Genomic DNA, 18770 nt, shown 5'->3' with positions numbered 1-18770 from the left:
ATGGTGAGACGGCTTTTTTTATTTACTTGACGGTGATGATGCGTTCCGTCACCCGCGTGTGACGCCCGCTCGACGTCGCAAAAACGAGTTTATATGTCCCTTTTTCCTTTAACGCGTAAGAATACTTATGCGTCCCGTTACGCAAATAATCGTTCGTGAACGTCTTGACGACCTTGCCGTCCTTGTAGAGACGGGTCAGGGTCTTGGCATTCGAATACTCGTCAAAGTAAAACGCAAACGGCTGATTCGGTTTCAAGACCGACGGGACCGACACTTTCGAGACAGGTGCCGGAATCGTCGCGAGCATACCCGCATTCAGACGGCCTGTTCCGTAATGGGATGTCGTATCGCCATTCTTTTTCGCCGCTGCCGCATAAAGTTTACTGCGCAACGTACTGTTCGAAATGAACGGATTCTTCGACTTCGCAAGGGCGATGACACCGCTGACGATCGGTGTTGCCATCGACGTCCCGTCGAGGTAACCGTACTTGTTGCCGACAATCGTCGAGTAAACTCCTTCGCCCGGCGCCATGATGTTTAATCCCTTCCCGTAATTCGAGAAGGTCGACGCACGACCAAGCGTTCCGACCGATCCGACGGCGATGACGGATTTCATCGAGGCCGGGAAGAGCAGTTTATTGCGTCCGTCATTCCCTGCCGCACCGACGACGGTGATGTTCTTCGCTTCGGCTTTTTTGATCGCGGCTTCCATGTACGGATCGTATTCATATTGTCCGAGCGACAAATTGATCACGTCCGCGCCTTGCGCGATTGCATACAAGACCCCGTCCCCGATATCGAGCGAACTGGCGAAGTCACCGTCAAAGACGTCGGCGCCAATCAGTTTCACACCGGATGCGACCCCGACCGTTCCTTTGCCGTCTTCAGCGGCCGCAACGATTCCGGCGACATGTGTCCCGTGATCGTCCGGTTTGCGGATGCCGGAAATCGTCGTTGTTTTATAAATGACGTTCTTGAACTCCGAGTGATTGACGTCAATCGCATCATCGATGATCGCGACCCGGATGTCGGATTTGCCGCGACTGTATTTCCAGTAAGTAGGAATACGCGATTGATCCAAATATGTTTGCTGCAATTGAGCCGAATCGGTCGCTTTTTCGACGACCGTGACCGGAATCAAATCGGCTTCAACATCTGCCTCATCGAGGTGCGGTAACGGTTCGACGAGCGAAAAGCCGTCCTGTTTCAGTTCCCGTACTTCCTGCAGACCTTGTTCCGATAACCAGGATTGTTTTTGTTGTTCCGTAAATGTTGGATCGTACTGCACATATTGAGAATTAGCGAACGCAGAGGTAGGTAACCCTACGACGACAGCAAATGTGAGTAGTGCAAGTTTCTTTTTCAATGTGGACCCTGCCCTTCTCTTTTTACACGCCGATTCTATTGATGTGCTGACCCAAACGGACTAAAAAAATGGAACGGTCCCATCGGACTCTTCGCTGACTTCAAATGGAATGATTTTTCCGATCGTGACATAAGAATAATAACGGACAAGCACTGCCCGCCAACGTGCCGCATCAATTCCGGTCAGATCTTCTCCGAGCGGCGATCCGTCAAACGTCTCGAACTGCTGGCAAAAAAAGGCTTCTTCCGCCTCACTCCAGGTTACGGCTTCTCCAATAAATCCGGTGGAAAATCGGACGAAATCGGCAATCGACGGACCAATCACTTCGGATGGCAGACGTTCACTCATCCGACCGACCAGTTCGTAACGATCGCGTTCCGCCTGCTCTGCTTCCTCTAATGAATGGCATAGCAAGACTTCCCGATTGATCTCCACCAAAACGACATAATCACCTTGCGGCAAATTGACGTGTATCATCACTACACCCCTTGGATTAAATTCGTGTAGTTTCTAGATGTCACTTTCTATGTGTTAACTTATAATGTCCATTTTCGATCAAACATCAATTCTATCGGTTCGTTATCCTTAGACTTTAACATACGAACACGGGTCGTATCAATTTGATCGAGCAAATCACCGTCGCTCAGTGAACGAATCGCAGGTGCTTCCGCCTGTTCAATCCGGTCATGAAACGGCACTAACAACTCCTGTTGTTTGCTGGCAAGCGCATACCATGCGAGGCGGGCAAACGGTTCGTCTTTCGCCGTTTCCAGCGCATAACTTTCAAAGACGTCCGGTAAGTAACTGCTGAACTGATCGAGGGCGTCAATCCGCTCCGCTAAATCAAGCACTGTTAACCAACTTGGGAGAGACAATAACGATTCACTTGACCACCAATCGATCAAATCAACGTGCTCCTTGAACAATTGTTGTGCTTCCGACCGATCGATGAAGTGGTGCATCGTCTGGATCAACTCATTCCAAGCGATCGTCCAGTATTCTTCCGATGGATTGGCCGAGATGAAGAATTGGCGGTAGACCGTCAACAACTCTGATACTTCCGGTAACGTCTCGACTTCCAGCCGTTGGTTGAGACGGCTGACTGCTTTTGTGAAATAACTTGGTTCTAACGTCAACGCCATATAGAGTAATTTAGGGACATCTTTTAATTCGCCTTGGTCGACCGTCTCAAATAATTCTTGGATCCATTCTGGTTGTGGGTTTGTCATCATACTAACTCCTCTGCATAGTAAATGTATTTACTATACCCGAAAAAGAATTAATTGAATCCTCCCACTTACAAGGCACCGATTTGTTGCGCTGTTTCTTCGCTGCAGAGAACGATCAACGTCGTGTTCGGCGGGATCGCTTCATCGAGGCGGCGGTTCAAATCAAGCCGTTTGCCGTCTGATAAAATCGTCACCCCGTCTTCGAGCAAGCTGTGAAACGCATCCCGAAACGTCGTCCACTCCGGTTTTGCAGGAATCGAGAACATCCCGTCTCCGTCTTTCGTCAGCAGATTCGTCACGACTTTCGTCACCCCCGGATGATGGGCGGCGAGAATCGCCATCCGTGCCACGGTCTCGTCCCCGAGCAACACTTCATCGACCTTGACTTGTTCAAAACTGTCGAGGTGTTCCTCAAGCATCATCTCGACGATCGTATAGATGTTCGGATTCGCCCGTTCGATACTTGCCGCGATCAATAAGGTCCGTCCGTCAGCCAGTGCCGGCGGTATCGAATGGTCGGCGAGGACGATCGCCCGGGTCGCCTTTTTGATGTTCGCCCGCTGTAACGTCGATTCCAGTGCCGGATCGCCGCTGATGTAGTGGAAACGCGGATGGCTGAACGGTTCCCGCTCGAGATCATCGACCAAGATGACATCCGTCGTCTCGAGCAATTCATCAATGACGTGTTTCGAGCGTCGGCTGTAGCCGAAGACTAACGTATGCCCGGTTTCTTTCACTTGCAATAACCCTCTTTCCTTTTGATTTCGAATCAATTGCACCCCGTCGACGAGCTTTGAGATTAATCCACCGACAATCCCGATTCCGAAGATGAAGATGAAAATCGTCATGAAGCGCCCGAAGTCCGTGTTCGGGAAAAAGTCCCCGTATCCGACCGTCACGACGGTCGTCATCGTCCAGTAGACGGCACGGAAGTACGAACCGAACGTGTCCGGTTCGACGAGATACATGATCAAGGCGACGCCAAAGACGAACACGAACGAAGCAAACGCCAATGTCCGCATCTTCAAAAAGGACATCTTCCGTAAAAAACGTAACCAGACCATCTTTTTTTCATCCTTTCCGAACAAATCCTGTTTTCGTCCTGTCAATAAGGGCGAAGGAGGTGATACACATGACACAAGCCGAAGAAATCAAAACGAGTTTAGTCGTCGTCTTCGAACGGAGTGACAAGGTGACGCCGAACGGAGACGCGGTTCTTGCCCGCCGCCGCTTCAACGGTCTCCGTGCTGACTTGGAACCAGAAGTCGTCGCATCGATCGGTCGCGCCATCGGTCAACTGCTCGCTGGTTCGTACACGCACACGGAGATCAGCCGTGATTTTGCCTTACTTAACGCGTAATCGATTCACCCCACTACGAATAAAGGAGGAATTTGATGGAACACACGATTTTGTTAACATTCGATACGGTCATGAAAAAGCCGTTCCGCCTGCGTCTCGCGGGTGCGAAATCTGCGACGACGGTCGAGGAGATCAAAGCGCTCGGTCAGCTGATGGTCGACCATGATCCGTTCCATACCGGCATCATCAAGTTAAGTCAGGCTGAGCTTCAAAACAGCTCGGAATCCGCCTACGTCATCTAACTTGACGAAAAGTTCATCCGTCACCATCACCGTAGAGGTGGTGGTGACTTTTTTTTGGTATACTAGAATCATCAAGCAATTGGAAAGGAAGTCAATTTATGGCCAAACGCCCTCTTACGCCTCGCGAATGTGAACTCGTCGTCAGCAGTCTTTACGTGATGGAGCTGATCCCGTTCGAAGGAATCATGGAACGCCTCGAGTCGATCACCCTGCGCGACATCATCGGACCGGTCGCATCCGGCGAGATGACCCGGGAGCAGGCAGCAGACGCCCTCGATCAATACATCAAAGTGCGCCGCCGCCGTTTCCGGAATGTCCCACCTGAACACCTTTGGTCGCTTGACGACCGGATGGAGCAAGAAGCGTTACGGATGATCCGCAAACGGGCTCCGTTGACCGCCGGGGAAAAGCTGCAACCAAAAGCGATACCATTCGAGATGGGCGACACCGTCGAGATGACCGTGACCGAAATCCAGGAACGGAACGGAAAAGTCAATGTCATCGGTAAGGTCGGACAAGTGACGGCGAAACTGCCTGTCGCCAACCGCCAAGCCATCAAAGGCACCAAAACGATGTCCGCCTGGATTACCGGAATCGAAAAGAAACCGGCCTTGATTCACCTGTCGACTTCCGATTACGGCAAACACCAACCGTCTACTGACGTCCAGGCGGCTTATGTGACGGCGATTGCCGCCCTCCGCCGTTATTTCGAATCGGCAGAGTTGCCGTCGACGGAAGAGGTCGACCTCGCCAAATCCTTGTTCCAACGGATGATCCGCCGTGATCAAAACGATTGGTTCACGGTCTACGTCGCGATGGGTCGCCCTCAGCTCGATCACGTCCGGCGCTGGGTGAAGGTCATCCAGATGCTCGGCAAGTCACTTCGCGGCGACGACGAATCGACACGTCAACTCGCCTCACAGGAAGATCGATTCTTTAAGGATGCCTTACTCCGGGCTTGCCGGGCTGCTGAAAAAAACTTTTCGACGCCTACGTAAGTCTTTCGACTAGGAGCCGGCCTTTTCCTCGTCCCATTTCAAATCATTTTTTAAAAACAGCCCTTCGTCTGCTCGTCAGAACATCAGAAGGGCTGTTTTTTGCGCCACAAAAAAGACGGACGGGTATGATCCCGTCCGTCTTACGAATTATGCGATATCAACTGTTGATTCTAATGCGCGGCAGGTCCGACGTACGGTCGGAAGGAAATCCGTCCGCTTCGCGACGCCGCCTTCGATGACAAAATGTTGGACACCTTTCGTCCGTTGAATCGCCGTCAAGACCGTCACCAGTTCAATGAACCAGTTCGAGATCAATTCGACGACCTGCTCATCAAAAGCTGCTGCTCCATACACATCATACCCATTTTCACAGAGATGGTTCGGGAAACGTTCCTTGAACCGAAAAATCAGTGTAGCCGTCGTCGGAATGTAAAAGTGATCGAAGATGATCCGTTGTTCTTGATCTGTTTCTTTCTCCGTCAGTCCATCCATCATCAACTTCGGTTGACTCCCGATATTTAGAGTCCAACTTGTTTTCTTTCGTTCGCCAGTGGAAGTGATCGTTCGCATGGTTTCGTCCATCTCCTTTGATGTGTAAGCGTTTACCTCTTCATTTTACAAGCCCACCAACAGTTCCTGCAACCGTCAATTTCTTAAAAATGAACGATGACTTCATCTGACGTTTAGTCTAACAAATTTCTATTGTTTTGACGATGGCAGTAATTAACAACCTTTTTCTCATGCAACTGTTTCTTCCATCCACTTTGCTCTTGTTTCACCTGAAAAAGCGCACATGGTCATTCCATCTTTGAAGAAGATGTGACCGCTCTCACCGTTGCCCGGGAACGGACTTCACAAAAAAACTATTAGCGCCTTGCGAAATATGATACCATTCAGTGGAATCACAGAAAGAGGAGAGAACAATATGCGAAAAGTTTTTCGATTAAGCATCTTGTTCGTACTGATCGTCCTCATCGGTAGTAGCATCATCTACTGGCAAAACCGGGAACGTGTCCAAAATGAACTGTACCGCACCTATTACGGACAATCCGGTGTCCCAGCCGAGAACATCGACATCTACGAACAAGCCGGTGACCGGTACGAGGTCGATTGGAAGTTGCTTGCCGCGATTCACCGCGTCGAGACGATCTTCTCGAAATCGTCCGCCATGCAGTCTTCGGTCGGCGCCATCGGTCCGTTCCAATTCATGCCGAAAACATGGGTCGGATGGGGATACGAAGGCGGCACGTCACTTGGCGACATCGAGCACGACGGAATCGACCTGACGGATCCGGACGCCATCAAACAATACGGTGGTCTTGGCGTTGATGCAAACGGAGACGGCAAAGCCGATCCGACGGATTTGACGGACAGCGCCCATACGGCAGCCAAGTACCTCAATCAACATGACGTCACGAAAAGTTCCGATCGAGCGACGCTTGAATCTGCCCTGTTTGAATACAATCGCAGTGAACAGTATGTCAGCGACGTCCTCGACCAATACGATGCCTATCAACAACAAATCGAGCCGATTGATGCGAACGATCTCGATTTCAAGAAACAGACTTTAGCACAACTCCTTCGCATCAGCTTACGTTTGACCAACTAAAAGGAGGCACCACCCATGACACAACCCGATCGTTCGACATTGACGATTGAGGAATCGTCGATCCGCGTCCAGACGACGTTCGACCAAGACAAGACAAAACGTTATTTACGCAGCTACATCTTCGACGACATCGAGGACGGCACCCATGTCGCGGCCCTGATCTACACGCCGCGGACGACGGATGCGTTTTTATCCGGGACGACGACCCAGCGCGCCTATAACTTGATGAAGAAATACGTCGAAGGTCCGGTCAAGCAGTACGACATCATCAGTCTGATGCCGGATTTGCTCGTCAGCGAGGATTTACCGTTCGCCCAGGCCAGTTTTGATGAACTCAATTACGAGTTCGTCGAACAGACGTTACGTCAGGTCAAGGAAAAGAACGGTGTCGTCTTGTGCGGCTGGGGTTCACCCGGTCGTTTGATGCACCACCTGCCTGCTTATGAGAATCTGTTTGATCAGTATGCCGACACTCTGTATTGTTCCGGCATTACCTCTAAAGGCGAACCGAATCACCTTCGTTTGACCGTCGACGACAGTCCGATGATCACCTATCAGGACATGAAGTTAAAAGCGAAGAAGTTAAAACGCAAATAATTCTGCTCGTCAGGTGTTCTTCCCGTATGATTGTTGCGGAAGAACACCTTTTTTAGACCAACTTTTTCTCACATCTTGCAAAAACGAAATCCATTAAATACGACATGAAAGAAGGTGAGATCCTTTGACATTTTGGAACGAAGAAGAAAAGCTGACAGCCCCTGCTCTACTTCAAGCGGACATTCATAGGATTCAAACAGAACTTACCGGTCGTTTTCCTGAAAGCTACCTCGAGAAATTATCCGAACAAAACGGAGGGTCTGTCGTTTTTAATGCTGTATCAGTGGATTTTGAAAACACTTGGTCAGACTCCGGCGCTCAACCGTTTTTGCCCTTCACCTTCATCCAACCGTTCTCTTACGATGTGTACCAGTCAAACGTTGGTACTTTACCGGAATGGGATGTAACCGGAAAAAAGATGATTTTTGCCCATGGTGATGGCAGTTACTTCTTCTATTTCAATTTTGAAGACAATGCGTACCAACCGTCCGTCTGGTGTCTGGATATCTCAGTTATTTCTAATCATGTTGTGGCAAGTTCCTTTGACGAACTACTGATGAAGTTGTCTGTTCAGGATAGTGAGCCGCTTGATGCAGCTGACGCTTCTGTGAGTTGTTTGACGATGGCAGAAATTCTTGAATTCATTGATCACGGCGATGAGGATGACACCTTACTTGCCTACTCCCATTGGATGGTGATTGGTCAAGAACCGAAACGATTAATTCGTGAATTGATGCAACGGATTGAACAGAGTAATCATGAAGATCAGATTGACAGTTATGCGGGATACCTAGCCGAAACAATGATCAATCATTCAGAAAAACTGCAGACTTCTCTTGAAGACGTCATCGACTTATTGAAGAGCAAACATCTGATTACAGATTTGAGTGATCTTATCGAATGGTTGAATGAAGAACTGTTATGAAAAACGGATTTTGAAGTTTATTGCTGATTGACCAATCGATGTTTGCATATAAAAAGAAGCGATGGATGTGTCCACCGCTTCTTTTTGATTTTCGTGAATCTCACTACTCTTCATCCGACTCCTGCAGGGAAAAGCGCAGGCAAGCCTGCGCTGTCAGAGACAAACAAGACCCGGATTCGCGGTTTTGGAAAAACTCGCGAATACTGGCTTGTGTCTCGCCTGAGGAAAGCGGATGAAAAGAGAGTGAGAGCTAGCACTACCTTGCTTTGTTTTTAGAACAACATGATTTCAAGCAAGCAGTCGACAAGATCTTTCTCCAGATCCAACGCCTGAAGCTGATGCATCAAGTTGACCGGTTCCAAACGTTGCGACAATAACCGATACAAACGGTCTTTCAGATCATAGCCGATCTCGGCCTGATCGAGGAACGTATACAACCGCTCCATCCGGTTGTCGTTCGTCGACATATCGACCTGGAGCGACAGGACTTGCGTCTCCCCGATTTCACCAAGGTCAACGGACAACGATTGGGTCTGATGGTCATAACGGCTTGGCAGGACTTCTCCGTCCCGTGAGACGTGTCCTTCGTTGACTCCGCGCAGAATCAATGTCACCTCACGTTTTTCCGGCAACAGTTCCCGTTTGCCGAACGGTGTCGCGATCGTCAAGGTCCGCGCTGACCAGTCGAGCTCAAATGCCGTTTCGACGTTCTCGCCGTCCCGGTGTGCGACACCGACGTTGTCATCCTCAAATAACGTAAAGCGGTTCGACGCCCCCGGGAAGACAAGCAACTCGAGATGATCCGGATTGTGGAGTGCGTTCGAATGCTCGAGATGTTGACCAAGCGGGACGATTGCCCCGGCCTTTGCCAGAACCCCTTGATCTTCGAGTTTGCGGAACAACCGCATCTGTTTACCGCCCGTGTACCGGTGACCGGTGAAGAAATCAAACCATTCGCCGTCCGGCAACCAAGCAGTCGTCGCTGCGACATGCAAGTTCGGATTCATCGGTTCGACGATCGGCGTCACCATCAATTCCGTCCCGAAGTAATATTGGTTCGGAACCGCATACGCCAGTTCGTCTTCCGGATGCTCATAGTACATCGGCGAAACGAGCGGCAGACCGTCAAAGTGATTCCGGGCGTTCATCGTATAGATATACGGGACAAGCTGGTGCCGCAGACGCAGGTACTTCTTCATCACCTGCTCCGACTCGACCGAGTACCGCCACGGCTCTTTCCCGTTGAAGATACTCATCGTACTGTGGAGACGCATGATCGGGCTGAAGACACCGTACTGCAACCAACGTGTCGACAGTTCGTCATCCTTCTCCCCACGTTGGTGTCCCCCGATATCATGACTCCACCAGCCGTAGCCGATGTTCGAAGCCGTCGCCGTGAAATACGGTTGGAATTTCAGCGATGCCCACGAAATCAACGTGTCTCCCGAGAAACCGACCGGATAACGGTGACTGCCGGGTCCGGCATACCGCGAGAAGATCAACGGACGATTGCCGTCCCGGGCGATGTCGAGCGCATGGTAATGATTGAGCATCCAAAGAGGATCAAGCCCCTTCATCTTCGAGTTTGCGCCCTGTTGCCAGTCAATCCACCAGAAATCAACGCCGTCCGCTTCATGCGGGTGATGCAGTTTCGTAAAGTAATGTTCGATGAAGTCACGGTCCGAGAAGTCGAACGGAATCCGGTCTTCCGTATCCGGATCGACGCCCATCGCAACGGCCATCGCCTCATACGCTTCCTCGAATCCACGGACGCCGTCCGCCGGGTGCAGGTTGAGTGTCACCATCCGGTCATCCTCTTTCAGCCATTGCAGGAACCCTTTTGGATCCGGGAACAAATCACGGTTCCATGTGTAGCCCGTCCAACCGCTGCCGTACTTCTCCGGAATGTCCGTCACGTGCCAGTCCATGTCGATGACACTGACCGAAAACGGGACGTCTTCCGCTTTGAAACGGTTCATCAAATCCTTGTATTCTTTTTCGTTATAGCGCCAGTACCGGCTCCACCAGTTCCCGAGCACTTGCCGCGGCAACATCGGCGTCGGACCGGTCAGCCGGTAAAAGTCTTTTAATGCCTGTTTGTAGTCATGACCATAGCCAAAGTAATAGATGTCTTGCGCGCCCTCTTGACGGGGTTCGACGAAATGATCTTCCGTCAGGACAAACGACGCCGAATCATCAATCGCCGCATAACCTTGACGGGAGATGATTCCTTCTTCCAGCGGAATCTCACCATCGGCGTGATCAAGCGTCCGTGCCGTTCCTTTGAGGGTCCGGAGCGGTCCGCCGTACGTGTAGCGGCTGTAATACGTACTGAAGTTCCCAAGGACGTCGATATACAGCGTATTCGACGCAAACGGTCCTTTCGTATAGTGCAAATGGACGTGTTCCGTGATGATTTGCAGCTCGGTTTCGTCCTCGACGATCCGGTACGATGGAACGGGAAAATCACGGTTCCATACGGTTTGCGTCGGTCGATCCTCGAATCGCCCGTCCGCTGCGTACTCGAGTCGGATGAGACGACTTGTTAAGACGGTAAAGCGATACGTGTCGCCTTGGACAATCGCTTCTGGTCGTGCCAATGGTTTCATGTCTCGGGTATAAAAATGGGATTCGTCAATTGTGCGCATACGGGATCAGGACGCGAACGTCCTTGTCACTTCCTTCCAAAAATGAATGTGCAACCGATTACACTATTAGTGTATAAAACTTGTTGTTCCCGTTTCAAGTGACAGCTAATCAAAAAACGCACCGTCCCTGGAAATAAGGGACGATGCGGGACTCGTTTTAAAGCAATGGTGAAATCAGACGCGAAAACGATTCGAAGATCCGGAACCGCATCGGTCGCTTGACGTAATGGGCCGATGACAACTGGATCGAGACATCGAAATCATCGATGAAATCACGTTCGAGTCGGGCGGCACTCTCCGAGTCATACATAAACGCCATCAGTTCATAGTTCAAAACAAAACTCCGGATGTCCATGTTCGCCGTTCCGACGACGGCAATCTTTCCGTCGACGAGAAACAGTTTCGCGTGGATGAAATGACGGTTGTACGTATAAATCTTGACACCGTCTTTTAAGAGTGGTCCAAAATAAGAGCGCGTGCCGTAGTAAGATGTGAAACTGTCACCTTTGCCCGGTGTCAGAATCCTTACATCCAGTCCGGCGCGTGCCGCAAGACGGAGTAACGTCATCGTTTCATTATCCGGAATCAAATACGGTGTCGAGATCCAAATCGACCGTTGGGCTGAAATGATTGCAGCGATCAACGCGTTCCGGATCGCCGGATCTTTCGATGTCGGTCCACTTGTCACGACTTGCACCGCGCCGTCCGACTCGACATCATGTTTCGGGAAGTAGTGATGAATCGCTTCGTCACCGGCAAATGTCTCCCACGTGTCACTGCCTTCGAGATGAGCGTATAACCAATCATCCAGGAAGGTCGCCTGCAGTTCCTTGACGGCCCGTCCTTCGAGCCGGAGATGCGTGTCACGCCAAAAGCCGAACTTCTTACTTTTCCCGTCGTATTCGTCCCCGACGTTCAATCCACCGGTAAAGCCGATCTTCCCGTCGACGACGACAATCTTCCGGTGATTGCGGAAGTTGGCCGTGAAGATGAACAACGGACTCGAAATCGGATCATAAGCGGCAATCTTCGCTCCGGCTTCCCGGAGCGGCTTCAAGAAACCTTCCCCGAGCATGTAGCTGCCGAGTCCGTCAAACATGAACCGGACTTCAACGCCGGCGTTCAACCGCTCGATCAATGCTTCACGGATTGCCTGACCGGTCTCGTCGTTGCGGTAAATGTAGTACTGGATGTGGACATGATGTTCGGCAGAACGGATCGCCCGAAGGATTTCCGGAAACGTCTCGCTGCCGTTCGTCAGGATTTGACTTGCCGTGTGGACATCCACCCCGCCGCCGCCGAAGTTGCGGATCGTGTTGGCAAGTTTCAAATGATTCGGTGGCAACTCACTGACGGCGAGCGACCGGACCGGACGAATCGCCTGTCTCAGCAAGGTCCGCTCGTCATGCGACCGGCGGTTTCGGCGCCGGCGACGCGGATTGCGGCCGAACATCATCCAGATGATGACACCGAGGATCGGTAAGAAGATTAAGACTAAAAACCAGGCAATCGTCGACTCGGCCGTCCGGTTTTCGATGAAGATGATCATGATGACCGCGAGCGGAACGACGGTCGCGGAAATCGTCAGGACATAAAACAGGTAGCCTAATTGATATAGCCCCCAAATGATTCCACCTGCGACTAAAAACACGAGCGCGAACTGTAAAATCCGATTGCGCACTAGACTTCCTCCTCTGCAACGTACTCTATTGTTCTATTTCCCTGTCTCCTTTAAAAATATAGCAAAAAAAGAAACCACGGATGTGATTTCTTTAAAAGTTGACCTATTTTGAAAAATTCATGTCGTACATCTCGCGTCCCGGAATCGGATCACTCAGGCTGGTCCAATCCGTTTCATCCGCTTGAACGAGGCAGGCATCAAACTTCGCTTCGAGAGCCTGCTGATCAAAACCGATGCCGATCAAGACCAGTTCCGTCCGGCGATCGTTGATGCTTTCAAAACGGCCGGCATATTCCATGTTCGACGCATACCCCGCTTGATGGAACAGCAAAGCGATTTCCGGACGGGTCGCCAGATACAAAAAGCCTTTCGCGCGGACAACTTCTTCCGGCCACGCCTCAATCAAAGCCAGCAACCGTTCCGGATGAAACGGGAGATCCCGCTTGTAGACGAACGAACTGATTCCGTACTCTTCCGTTTCCGGAACATGTTCCTCGGCATTCAGCTCGCGAATCCAACCGGCGCTTGCTGCCGCCTGTTCGAAATCAAACAAATCAACGTCCAGAATCTCGGCCGGATCAACCTGCCCGTGTGTCGTCTCGATCAATTTGGCAATCGGATTCAAGGCTTTCAAATAGCCGATGACGTCGTGCTTTTCCTCCATGGTCAACCGGTCGATCTTGTTCAACAAAATGATATCGGCGAACTCGACCTGGTCAACCAGCAGATCGACGACTTCACGGACATCCGTCTCGTCGACCGCCTGTTGCCGTTCGATCAGGGATTCGCCGGATTCAAAGTCCTTCAAGAACCGATAGCCGTCGATGACCGTCACCATCGCATTGATTTTCGTCGTTTCCGTCAAATCAATCTGACTGTCTTCATCGAGGTATGTAAAGGTTTGGGCAACCGGAATCGGCTCCGAGATTCCGCTTGATTCGATGACGATGCCGTCAATATTGCCTTGATCGACCAACCGCCGGACTTCCAGCAATAAATCATCCCGTAACGTACAGCAGATGCAACCGTTCGATAACGTGACAAACGATTCTTCCGTCCGCGAGAAACCGCCTTGCTCGATCAATGCCGCATCGATGTTGACTTCGCTCATATCGTTGACGATGATGGCAAGCTTCCGTCCTTGCCGGTTGTTCAGTAAATGGTTCAATACTGTCGTCTTACCGGAACCAAGATAACCGGACAGGACAGTGATGGGAATCGGATGCATAGAAAAAAACTCCTTTTTAGTCAAATCGTAATCATTACGTTTTAAATAGTAATCGTTCCGATTTAGCCTGTCAACTGATTTTGTCCCAACAAAAAAAGCTTTCCCCGTTCCGGTCTGCGATACCGGGTCGGAAAAAGCCTGTCATTTGATGATGATTCGTGTCACTTACTCAAAAAACGAGGTCCGCATCAACCGGACGATCGTTTCCGCCGCCTCCTGCGAAAATCCGGCAATCGTATAATGATTCGTCTTCGGGATCACATGGAACGTCGCATTCGGCAAACTGCGGGCAAACCGTTCGTGGGCGGCATTGATCCGTTTCGTCAGTTCCGGATGCAACCAGTTTTCCGGCATCCCGCCGGCCCAGTCGGAAGCCGATAAGACGAGCACAGGGGGTGTGACATGAGCGACAACCTGCAAGACGTGTTGATTGTTGGCTTCAACCGCCTCCCACTCGTCTAACGTTCCCCGCCAGTGATTTTTCCGTGCCATGTTCCGCCACATCGGCACACGATCCGCTTCCGGCAGGCTCGTGAACATCCGTGCGCCGAGATCGTCGGGAATCAACCAAGCGATCGGCCGGACATGACTGAGCCCATACAAAAAGCGGTTCCATTCCTCTTGTGTCCGTTCGTACCAGTTCGGCAATTCGGCGTCGACTTCCGGATGCGACGGATCCAGCAAGACAATCCCCGCTGTGTCGTCCGGTCGGCGGCGTCCGAGTTCAAGCGAAATGTAGGCACCCAGCGAATGCCCGATGAAGACAAACGGTCCGCGAATCGCCAGCAGATCAAGGACCCGTTCCAGTTCGTCCGCTTGTTGCGTGAACAACCGCTTTGATTTACCACGGGTCGATTTGCCGTATCCGAGGCGCGAATATTCAAAGACCCGTCCTTGTTTTAATAATTCACCGCGGAGCCAGCCCCACTGATGATGACTCGACATCATCCCATGATCAAGGATGAACGTCACATTTCCCGTTCCGGTCAGGCGGGTGTCAAACCGTCCGTCCGCTGTATCCACAATTCGTTCCATCACGACTTCCCCCTATTCAAATAAAGCCAGATCTATCTCATAACCGAGCAGATTCAGATAATCAAACAACTGTGACCGGTGGTGATACAAGTGGACTGCTGCTTCCATCAGCCAACCGGGAGCACTGTCCGTAACCCCCCAATAGGTCGGTCGGATCAAAAAACCGGTCATCAGCTGCTGTTCGTATGCATGAAAAGCTTGCTCCAACCGTTCCACGATCTGGTCGACCGGCACCGGGACGGCATAGAAGTCCGCCATCTCAGATGCCGTCGCTCCCGTTGCAATCCGTAAATCGGCTTCGAGTAACACCGCCAGATGGACCGCTACCTCGTACACTGACCGCTTTCCGGGAATCGGTCGTTTGTCCCAATCTTCCGGTCGAATCAATTGGATCAGACTCCGTGTCGTCCGGACACCAACTCCGACATGCCGCAAGACCGCTTCCTGCCACTCATCCACGGGACCACCACAGAAGCGCCCGTTGCTCCATCGCTTTGACGAACAGATCCTTACCGGCAATGTAGGCACTGATGTCCGTCGGATATTGTGTTGCCAGTTGCTCCTTGATGTCACTATAGGCGCGGACTTCACTCGGATGGTGCCGTAAGTAATCGCGAAAGACGACGTGACGCGCGATTTCCGGATTTCCGGTTGCATACAGGTGAATGTGATGCGTCCGGTTGTTGCCGCCCTTGCGGTAATACCGGCGACCCGGCATTCCGAACTCGCCTTTGACTTCATAGCCGATGGCTTCCATCGCTGCATCGAACGTTTCGATGCCGTCGAGCGTATCCACGACCGGCAGGATGTCGAGAATCGGTTTAGCCGATAGTCCCGGGACCGACGTGCTACCGATATGGTGCACCGCAAGCAGCCGTTCCCCGAAAACCGTTCGGAGCCGTGCGGCTTCCTGCTCAAACTCGTCCGCCCATGATGTCTGATACGGTGTGACGATGACTTGTCTCATGAAATCCTCTCCCCTCGTATGTAGTATGCCAGTTTTACCGGCAAAACAAAAACGACTCCTCAGCTGAGAAGTCGTTTCGTTGCTTATTTTTTCGTGATGAAGTAACGCGATTGATCGAGACGGTCGGATGCTGTATAGATGTTCATCTTGTATGAACCCGTCGCAAGTCCGGTCCGCATCTTCAAGACATAGTTGCCGTGGTTGTCGGCAACGTCTTGCGCGATCAATTGATACCCGTTGTCCGTTTTTTGGAACAGACGAACGATTTGACGTTTTTCAACTTTCCCCGTCAAGGTCTTTTTACCGGTCCATTTTTTAACCGGATACGTGTTTTTGATCGTAAACGAAGCTTTTTTCGTGATCTTGTTTGAGATGTCCGTCGACTTGACGGTATACGTGCCTGTCATCAAGCCGTCTTTGACTGGAATCTTAAAGCCGCTCGCTGTCGTTTTCGCTTTGGCGATTTTCGTTGAGCCTTTGTACAGCGTCACATCGAGACCGTCTGTCGCTTTACCTGTCAGGACCGTTGAACCGTAAACAGCTGACTTTTTATCGATGGCCGGTGTCGCGACGACACCCGTTCCGACCGTGATCGTTTTTTCAGTTTTCATGAAACCGAGTTCTGAAACGACCGTCAGTTTGTCACGGAGTTTGACCGGACGCACCGTGACGGCATACTTACCGGTTTCATCCGCAGTCGCTGTTCCAAGGACCGATGTACCGCGTTTGACCGTGACTTTTGCACCCGCAACAGCTGTTCCCGTGACGACTTTTGCACCCGGCTTAACGCTGCTGACACTGACGTTGAAGTTTTTCATCGGGACGTTCATGTTAAACGTCAAGAATGTACCCGTTTCCCCCGCCCGTTTGACCCCTGTGTTCGTGATGCCTTCGTAACGTTTCGTGTACGGTGCAGCCGCTTCCGCAGAATCGAAGTTGACCGTCAACGGTTTGCTTGCGACGAGTGACCAGTTGTCATCCGCTTGATAGTCAACCGGTTGTTTCGCTTTGATGAAGTCCGAAATGACGTTGCGCGTCTCATAAGCGGATTTGTAGACGATTTTTTTGCCTTCCCCAAGCCCCGGGAAAGTCGCACTACCAGCACGGTAGTTGTTGGTTGCGACGAGGAATTCTTGCTCGTCCGTGATTGCCTTGCCTTGGTACTTGATGTTTTGGACACGATTAGCGTCTTCTTTGACGAGAACCCCGTTAAAGTCATATTTCGCCGGTTTCGTGATGTCGATTTCGTACGTCAAGCCGTCGAGGATATCGAAGTTGTAACTCCGGAACTCTTTGTTCAGCAAGTCTGTTTTCGCATCCGTCACTTCGTTGAATTGACCGGCCGACATCTCGAGCCAGTTCTTGACGTCAGCTCCTGTGACTTTAACGACTTCGAGTGTGTTCGGATAGACGTAAAGATCGGCGACGTTTTTCAGTGCGATTGGTCCTTTTTTGATCAATGTATAGTCTGAGGCGTTGACTTGGTTCCGACCACCTGTCTTAAACGGTGCGCCGGCAGACAGGAGCGGTAAATCTTTATATTGTGCGAGATCCGCGTTTTCTTGTAATTGTTTCTCGACGTACCATTTTTGCGCGTTCGTAACGAACTGGACCGAATCGTCATCTTGAACTAGTGCAAAGAAGCTTTGGATATCGTCGTTGATCGTTCCGACTTGTTGACGGATATAGGCGAGTGTTCCTTCATGCGCTTTTTCGATCAATTTGACGGCACCGGCATCTGCCGTCGTGTCTTTCGTGACGTCGGCCAGTTTCGCAGCCGATGTATCCACGACCCATTTATCGCCGTCTTGTTTTAATTGCAAATCGATCACGCCGACGTTTTTCCCTTGCGTGTTCGCCATGACGACCGGTTTGCCGTTGATGAGACCGTTCGCCGCATCGACGTTCGGTAATTTATTAAATGCAGAGTCTGTTGCCGGGAATTTCCCGTGCTGGTGACCGGTCATCAAGACATCGATGTCAGCGATTTTCGTCAGCGCATAGCCGACGTTCTCGTCGCCGTCTTTTTGATCCGTCGTATCCCCGATGCCAGTGTGTCCGAGTGCGACAACGACGTCTGCACCGGCGTCTTTTAATTTCTTCGCTGTTGCTTTTGCCGTCGGAATGATATCTTCGGCCGTGACTTTTCCGGTCAGGTTGCCGGCATCCCACGCCATGATTTGTGGTGTGACGACTCCGAAGACACCTACCTTAACCGTCTTCATCTGACCGTTCTGGTCCTTGACTTGACGTTCGATGATTTGATAATCTTTGCCGTCTTCATTGTAGTCTGAGACAATCGGTTTTTTCGTAACCGCATCAAGGACGTTCGAATTCACGAACTTGATTTCACCTTTAGACGCACTCATCGCATTTTTCAAGAAGTCGAGCCCGAAGTTGAACTCGTGGTTCCCGAGGGTGACAGCGTCATAACCGAGGTATTCCATCAGCTCATACATCGGGTGTTTGCCTTTGTTGCCTTGATCATATTGATTTTTGACATAGTCGCCAAACGGTGTCCCTTGCAGCGTATCCCCGTTATCAAACAGGAAGCTGTTTGATTCCCCGACGACGTTCTGCTCTTGTTTGATGACGGTCGCTGCTTTGACGAGACCAATCGACTCATCCTGCGCATCTTTAAAGTAATCATAATTCATTGAGTTTGTATGTAAATCAGTGGTCTCTAAAAAACGAAGTTTGACGACGCTGTTGTCGGCGGCGAGTGTCTTGACTTGAATGACGGGCGCAAGCATCGGTGCGATCAACGTGCTGGCAATGACGATTTTCGTGACTTTTTTCATCTGATTTCCCCCTAAGTATAAATGACTGCTCAACTAATTTAACACGCTTTCATTGTAGCTTATAGCGTCTTTGAATAGGTCGGA

General features: G+C 50.9%; 18 protein-coding genes. 6 read left to right on the top strand and 12 right to left on the bottom strand.

All coding sequences use genetic code 11. The features are described from left to right. Positions 1 to 22: 22 nt before the first annotated feature. From KNP87_RS07660 to KNP87_RS07645, 4 genes are all read right to left on the bottom strand, one after another. Positions 23 to 1288, bottom strand: coding sequence for a S8 family peptidase (locus tag KNP87_RS07660; protein WP_353049359.1), 1266 nt, complete (start codon positions 1286 to 1288; stop codon positions 23 to 25). Between the two features lie 138 nt (positions 1289 to 1426). Next, positions 1427 to 1843, bottom strand: a complete 417-nt coding sequence (locus KNP87_RS07655) for a hypothetical protein (RefSeq protein ID WP_026833248.1) — start codon at positions 1841 to 1843, stop codon at positions 1427 to 1429. A gap of 59 nt (positions 1844 to 1902) precedes the next feature. Then, a complete protein-coding gene (locus KNP87_RS07650; protein WP_251135498.1) occupies positions 1903 to 2595 on the bottom strand; it encodes a hypothetical protein in 693 nt (230 codons plus the stop codon). 68 nt (positions 2596 to 2663) lie between these two features. Continuing rightward, positions 2664 to 3659, bottom strand: coding sequence for an ion channel (locus KNP87_RS07645; RefSeq protein WP_251135497.1), 996 nt, complete (start codon positions 3657 to 3659; stop codon positions 2664 to 2666). Between the two features lie 68 nt (positions 3660 to 3727). Between KNP87_RS07645 and KNP87_RS07640 the strand changes: the two genes are divergently transcribed. From KNP87_RS07640 to KNP87_RS07630, 3 genes are all read left to right on the top strand, one after another. Beyond that, the gene (locus KNP87_RS07640; protein ID WP_014970196.1) at positions 3728 to 3955 is read left to right on the top strand and encodes a DUF1659 domain-containing protein; all 228 of its coding nucleotides are present in this window, start codon (positions 3728 to 3730) and stop codon (positions 3953 to 3955) included. A gap of 35 nt (positions 3956 to 3990) precedes the next feature. Continuing rightward, entirely contained in the window at positions 3991 to 4197 is a 207-nt protein-coding gene (locus tag KNP87_RS07635) for a DUF2922 family protein (protein ID WP_026833251.1), read from the top strand. Between the two features lie 98 nt (positions 4198 to 4295). Continuing rightward, positions 4296 to 5195 (top strand): hypothetical protein, encoded by a 900-nt coding sequence (locus tag KNP87_RS07630; RefSeq protein WP_028106518.1) that lies wholly within the window; start codon positions 4296 to 4298, stop codon positions 5193 to 5195. Between the two features lie 147 nt (positions 5196 to 5342). Here KNP87_RS07630 and KNP87_RS07625 read toward each other — a convergent pair whose 3' ends face one another. Next, the gene (locus KNP87_RS07625; RefSeq protein WP_014970193.1) at positions 5343 to 5765 is read right to left on the bottom strand and encodes a hypothetical protein; all 423 of its coding nucleotides are present in this window, start codon (positions 5763 to 5765) and stop codon (positions 5343 to 5345) included. A 355-nt stretch (positions 5766 to 6120) separates the two neighbouring features. Between KNP87_RS07625 and KNP87_RS07620 the strand changes: the two genes are divergently transcribed. The 3 genes from KNP87_RS07620 to KNP87_RS07610 all read left to right on the top strand — a co-directional run bounded on the left by KNP87_RS07620 (position 6121) and on the right by KNP87_RS07610 (position 8326). Continuing rightward, the gene (locus KNP87_RS07620) at positions 6121 to 6804 is read left to right on the top strand and encodes a lytic transglycosylase domain-containing protein (RefSeq protein WP_026833253.1); all 684 of its coding nucleotides are present in this window, start codon (positions 6121 to 6123) and stop codon (positions 6802 to 6804) included. A gap of 15 nt (positions 6805 to 6819) precedes the next feature. Beyond that, entirely contained in the window at positions 6820 to 7401 is a 582-nt protein-coding gene (locus KNP87_RS07615; protein ID WP_214721307.1) for a DUF1643 domain-containing protein, read from the top strand. Between the two features lie 124 nt (positions 7402 to 7525). After that, positions 7526 to 8326 carry an SMI1/KNR4 family protein gene (locus KNP87_RS07610; RefSeq protein ID WP_214721306.1) on the top strand — a complete coding sequence of 267 codons (801 nt, stop codon included), beginning with the start codon at positions 7526 to 7528 and terminating at the stop codon, positions 8324 to 8326. Between the two features lie 272 nt (positions 8327 to 8598). On the opposite strand, the gene KNP87_RS07605 is transcribed toward KNP87_RS07610, so the two are convergent. The 7 genes from KNP87_RS07605 to KNP87_RS07575 all read right to left on the bottom strand — a co-directional run bounded on the left by KNP87_RS07605 (position 8599) and on the right by KNP87_RS07575 (position 18686). Further along, positions 8599 to 10974: a glycoside hydrolase family 31 protein gene (locus KNP87_RS07605; RefSeq protein WP_214721305.1), complete on the bottom strand. Its 2376-nt coding sequence runs from the start codon at positions 10972 to 10974 to the stop codon at positions 8599 to 8601. Between the two features lie 157 nt (positions 10975 to 11131). Next, the gene (locus KNP87_RS07600) at positions 11132 to 12655 is read right to left on the bottom strand and encodes a cardiolipin synthase (protein WP_026833255.1); all 1524 of its coding nucleotides are present in this window, start codon (positions 12653 to 12655) and stop codon (positions 11132 to 11134) included. A gap of 103 nt (positions 12656 to 12758) precedes the next feature. Beyond that, positions 12759 to 13883, bottom strand: coding sequence for a GTP-binding protein (locus tag KNP87_RS07595; protein WP_214721304.1), 1125 nt, complete (start codon positions 13881 to 13883; stop codon positions 12759 to 12761). A 165-nt stretch (positions 13884 to 14048) separates the two neighbouring features. Next, the gene (locus KNP87_RS07590; RefSeq protein WP_214721303.1) at positions 14049 to 14918 is read right to left on the bottom strand and encodes an alpha/beta fold hydrolase; all 870 of its coding nucleotides are present in this window, start codon (positions 14916 to 14918) and stop codon (positions 14049 to 14051) included. A 12-nt stretch (positions 14919 to 14930) separates the two neighbouring features. Continuing rightward, complete coding sequence (locus tag KNP87_RS07585; protein ID WP_214721302.1) at positions 14931 to 15377, bottom strand: DinB family protein; 447 nt, start codon at positions 15375 to 15377, stop codon at positions 14931 to 14933. Continuing rightward, positions 15370 to 15885, bottom strand: coding sequence for a GrpB family protein (locus tag KNP87_RS07580; protein ID WP_214721301.1), 516 nt, complete (start codon positions 15883 to 15885; stop codon positions 15370 to 15372). Before KNP87_RS07580 ends, KNP87_RS07585 begins: the two co-directional genes overlap by 8 nt. Before the next feature lie 83 nt (positions 15886 to 15968). Further along, the gene (locus tag KNP87_RS07575) at positions 15969 to 18686 is read right to left on the bottom strand and encodes a bifunctional 2',3'-cyclic-nucleotide 2'-phosphodiesterase/3'-nucleotidase (RefSeq protein ID WP_214721300.1); all 2718 of its coding nucleotides are present in this window, start codon (positions 18684 to 18686) and stop codon (positions 15969 to 15971) included. Between the last annotated feature and the right edge of the window lie 84 nt (positions 18687 to 18770).

Source organism: Exiguobacterium sp. s192 (genome assembly GCF_018618795.1).
Lineage (GTDB): Bacteria > Bacillota > Bacilli > Exiguobacteriales > Exiguobacteriaceae > Exiguobacterium_A > Exiguobacterium_A undae.
Note: the sequence above shows the minus strand (reverse complement) of the source record. Positions and strands in the feature narration are given on the sequence as shown.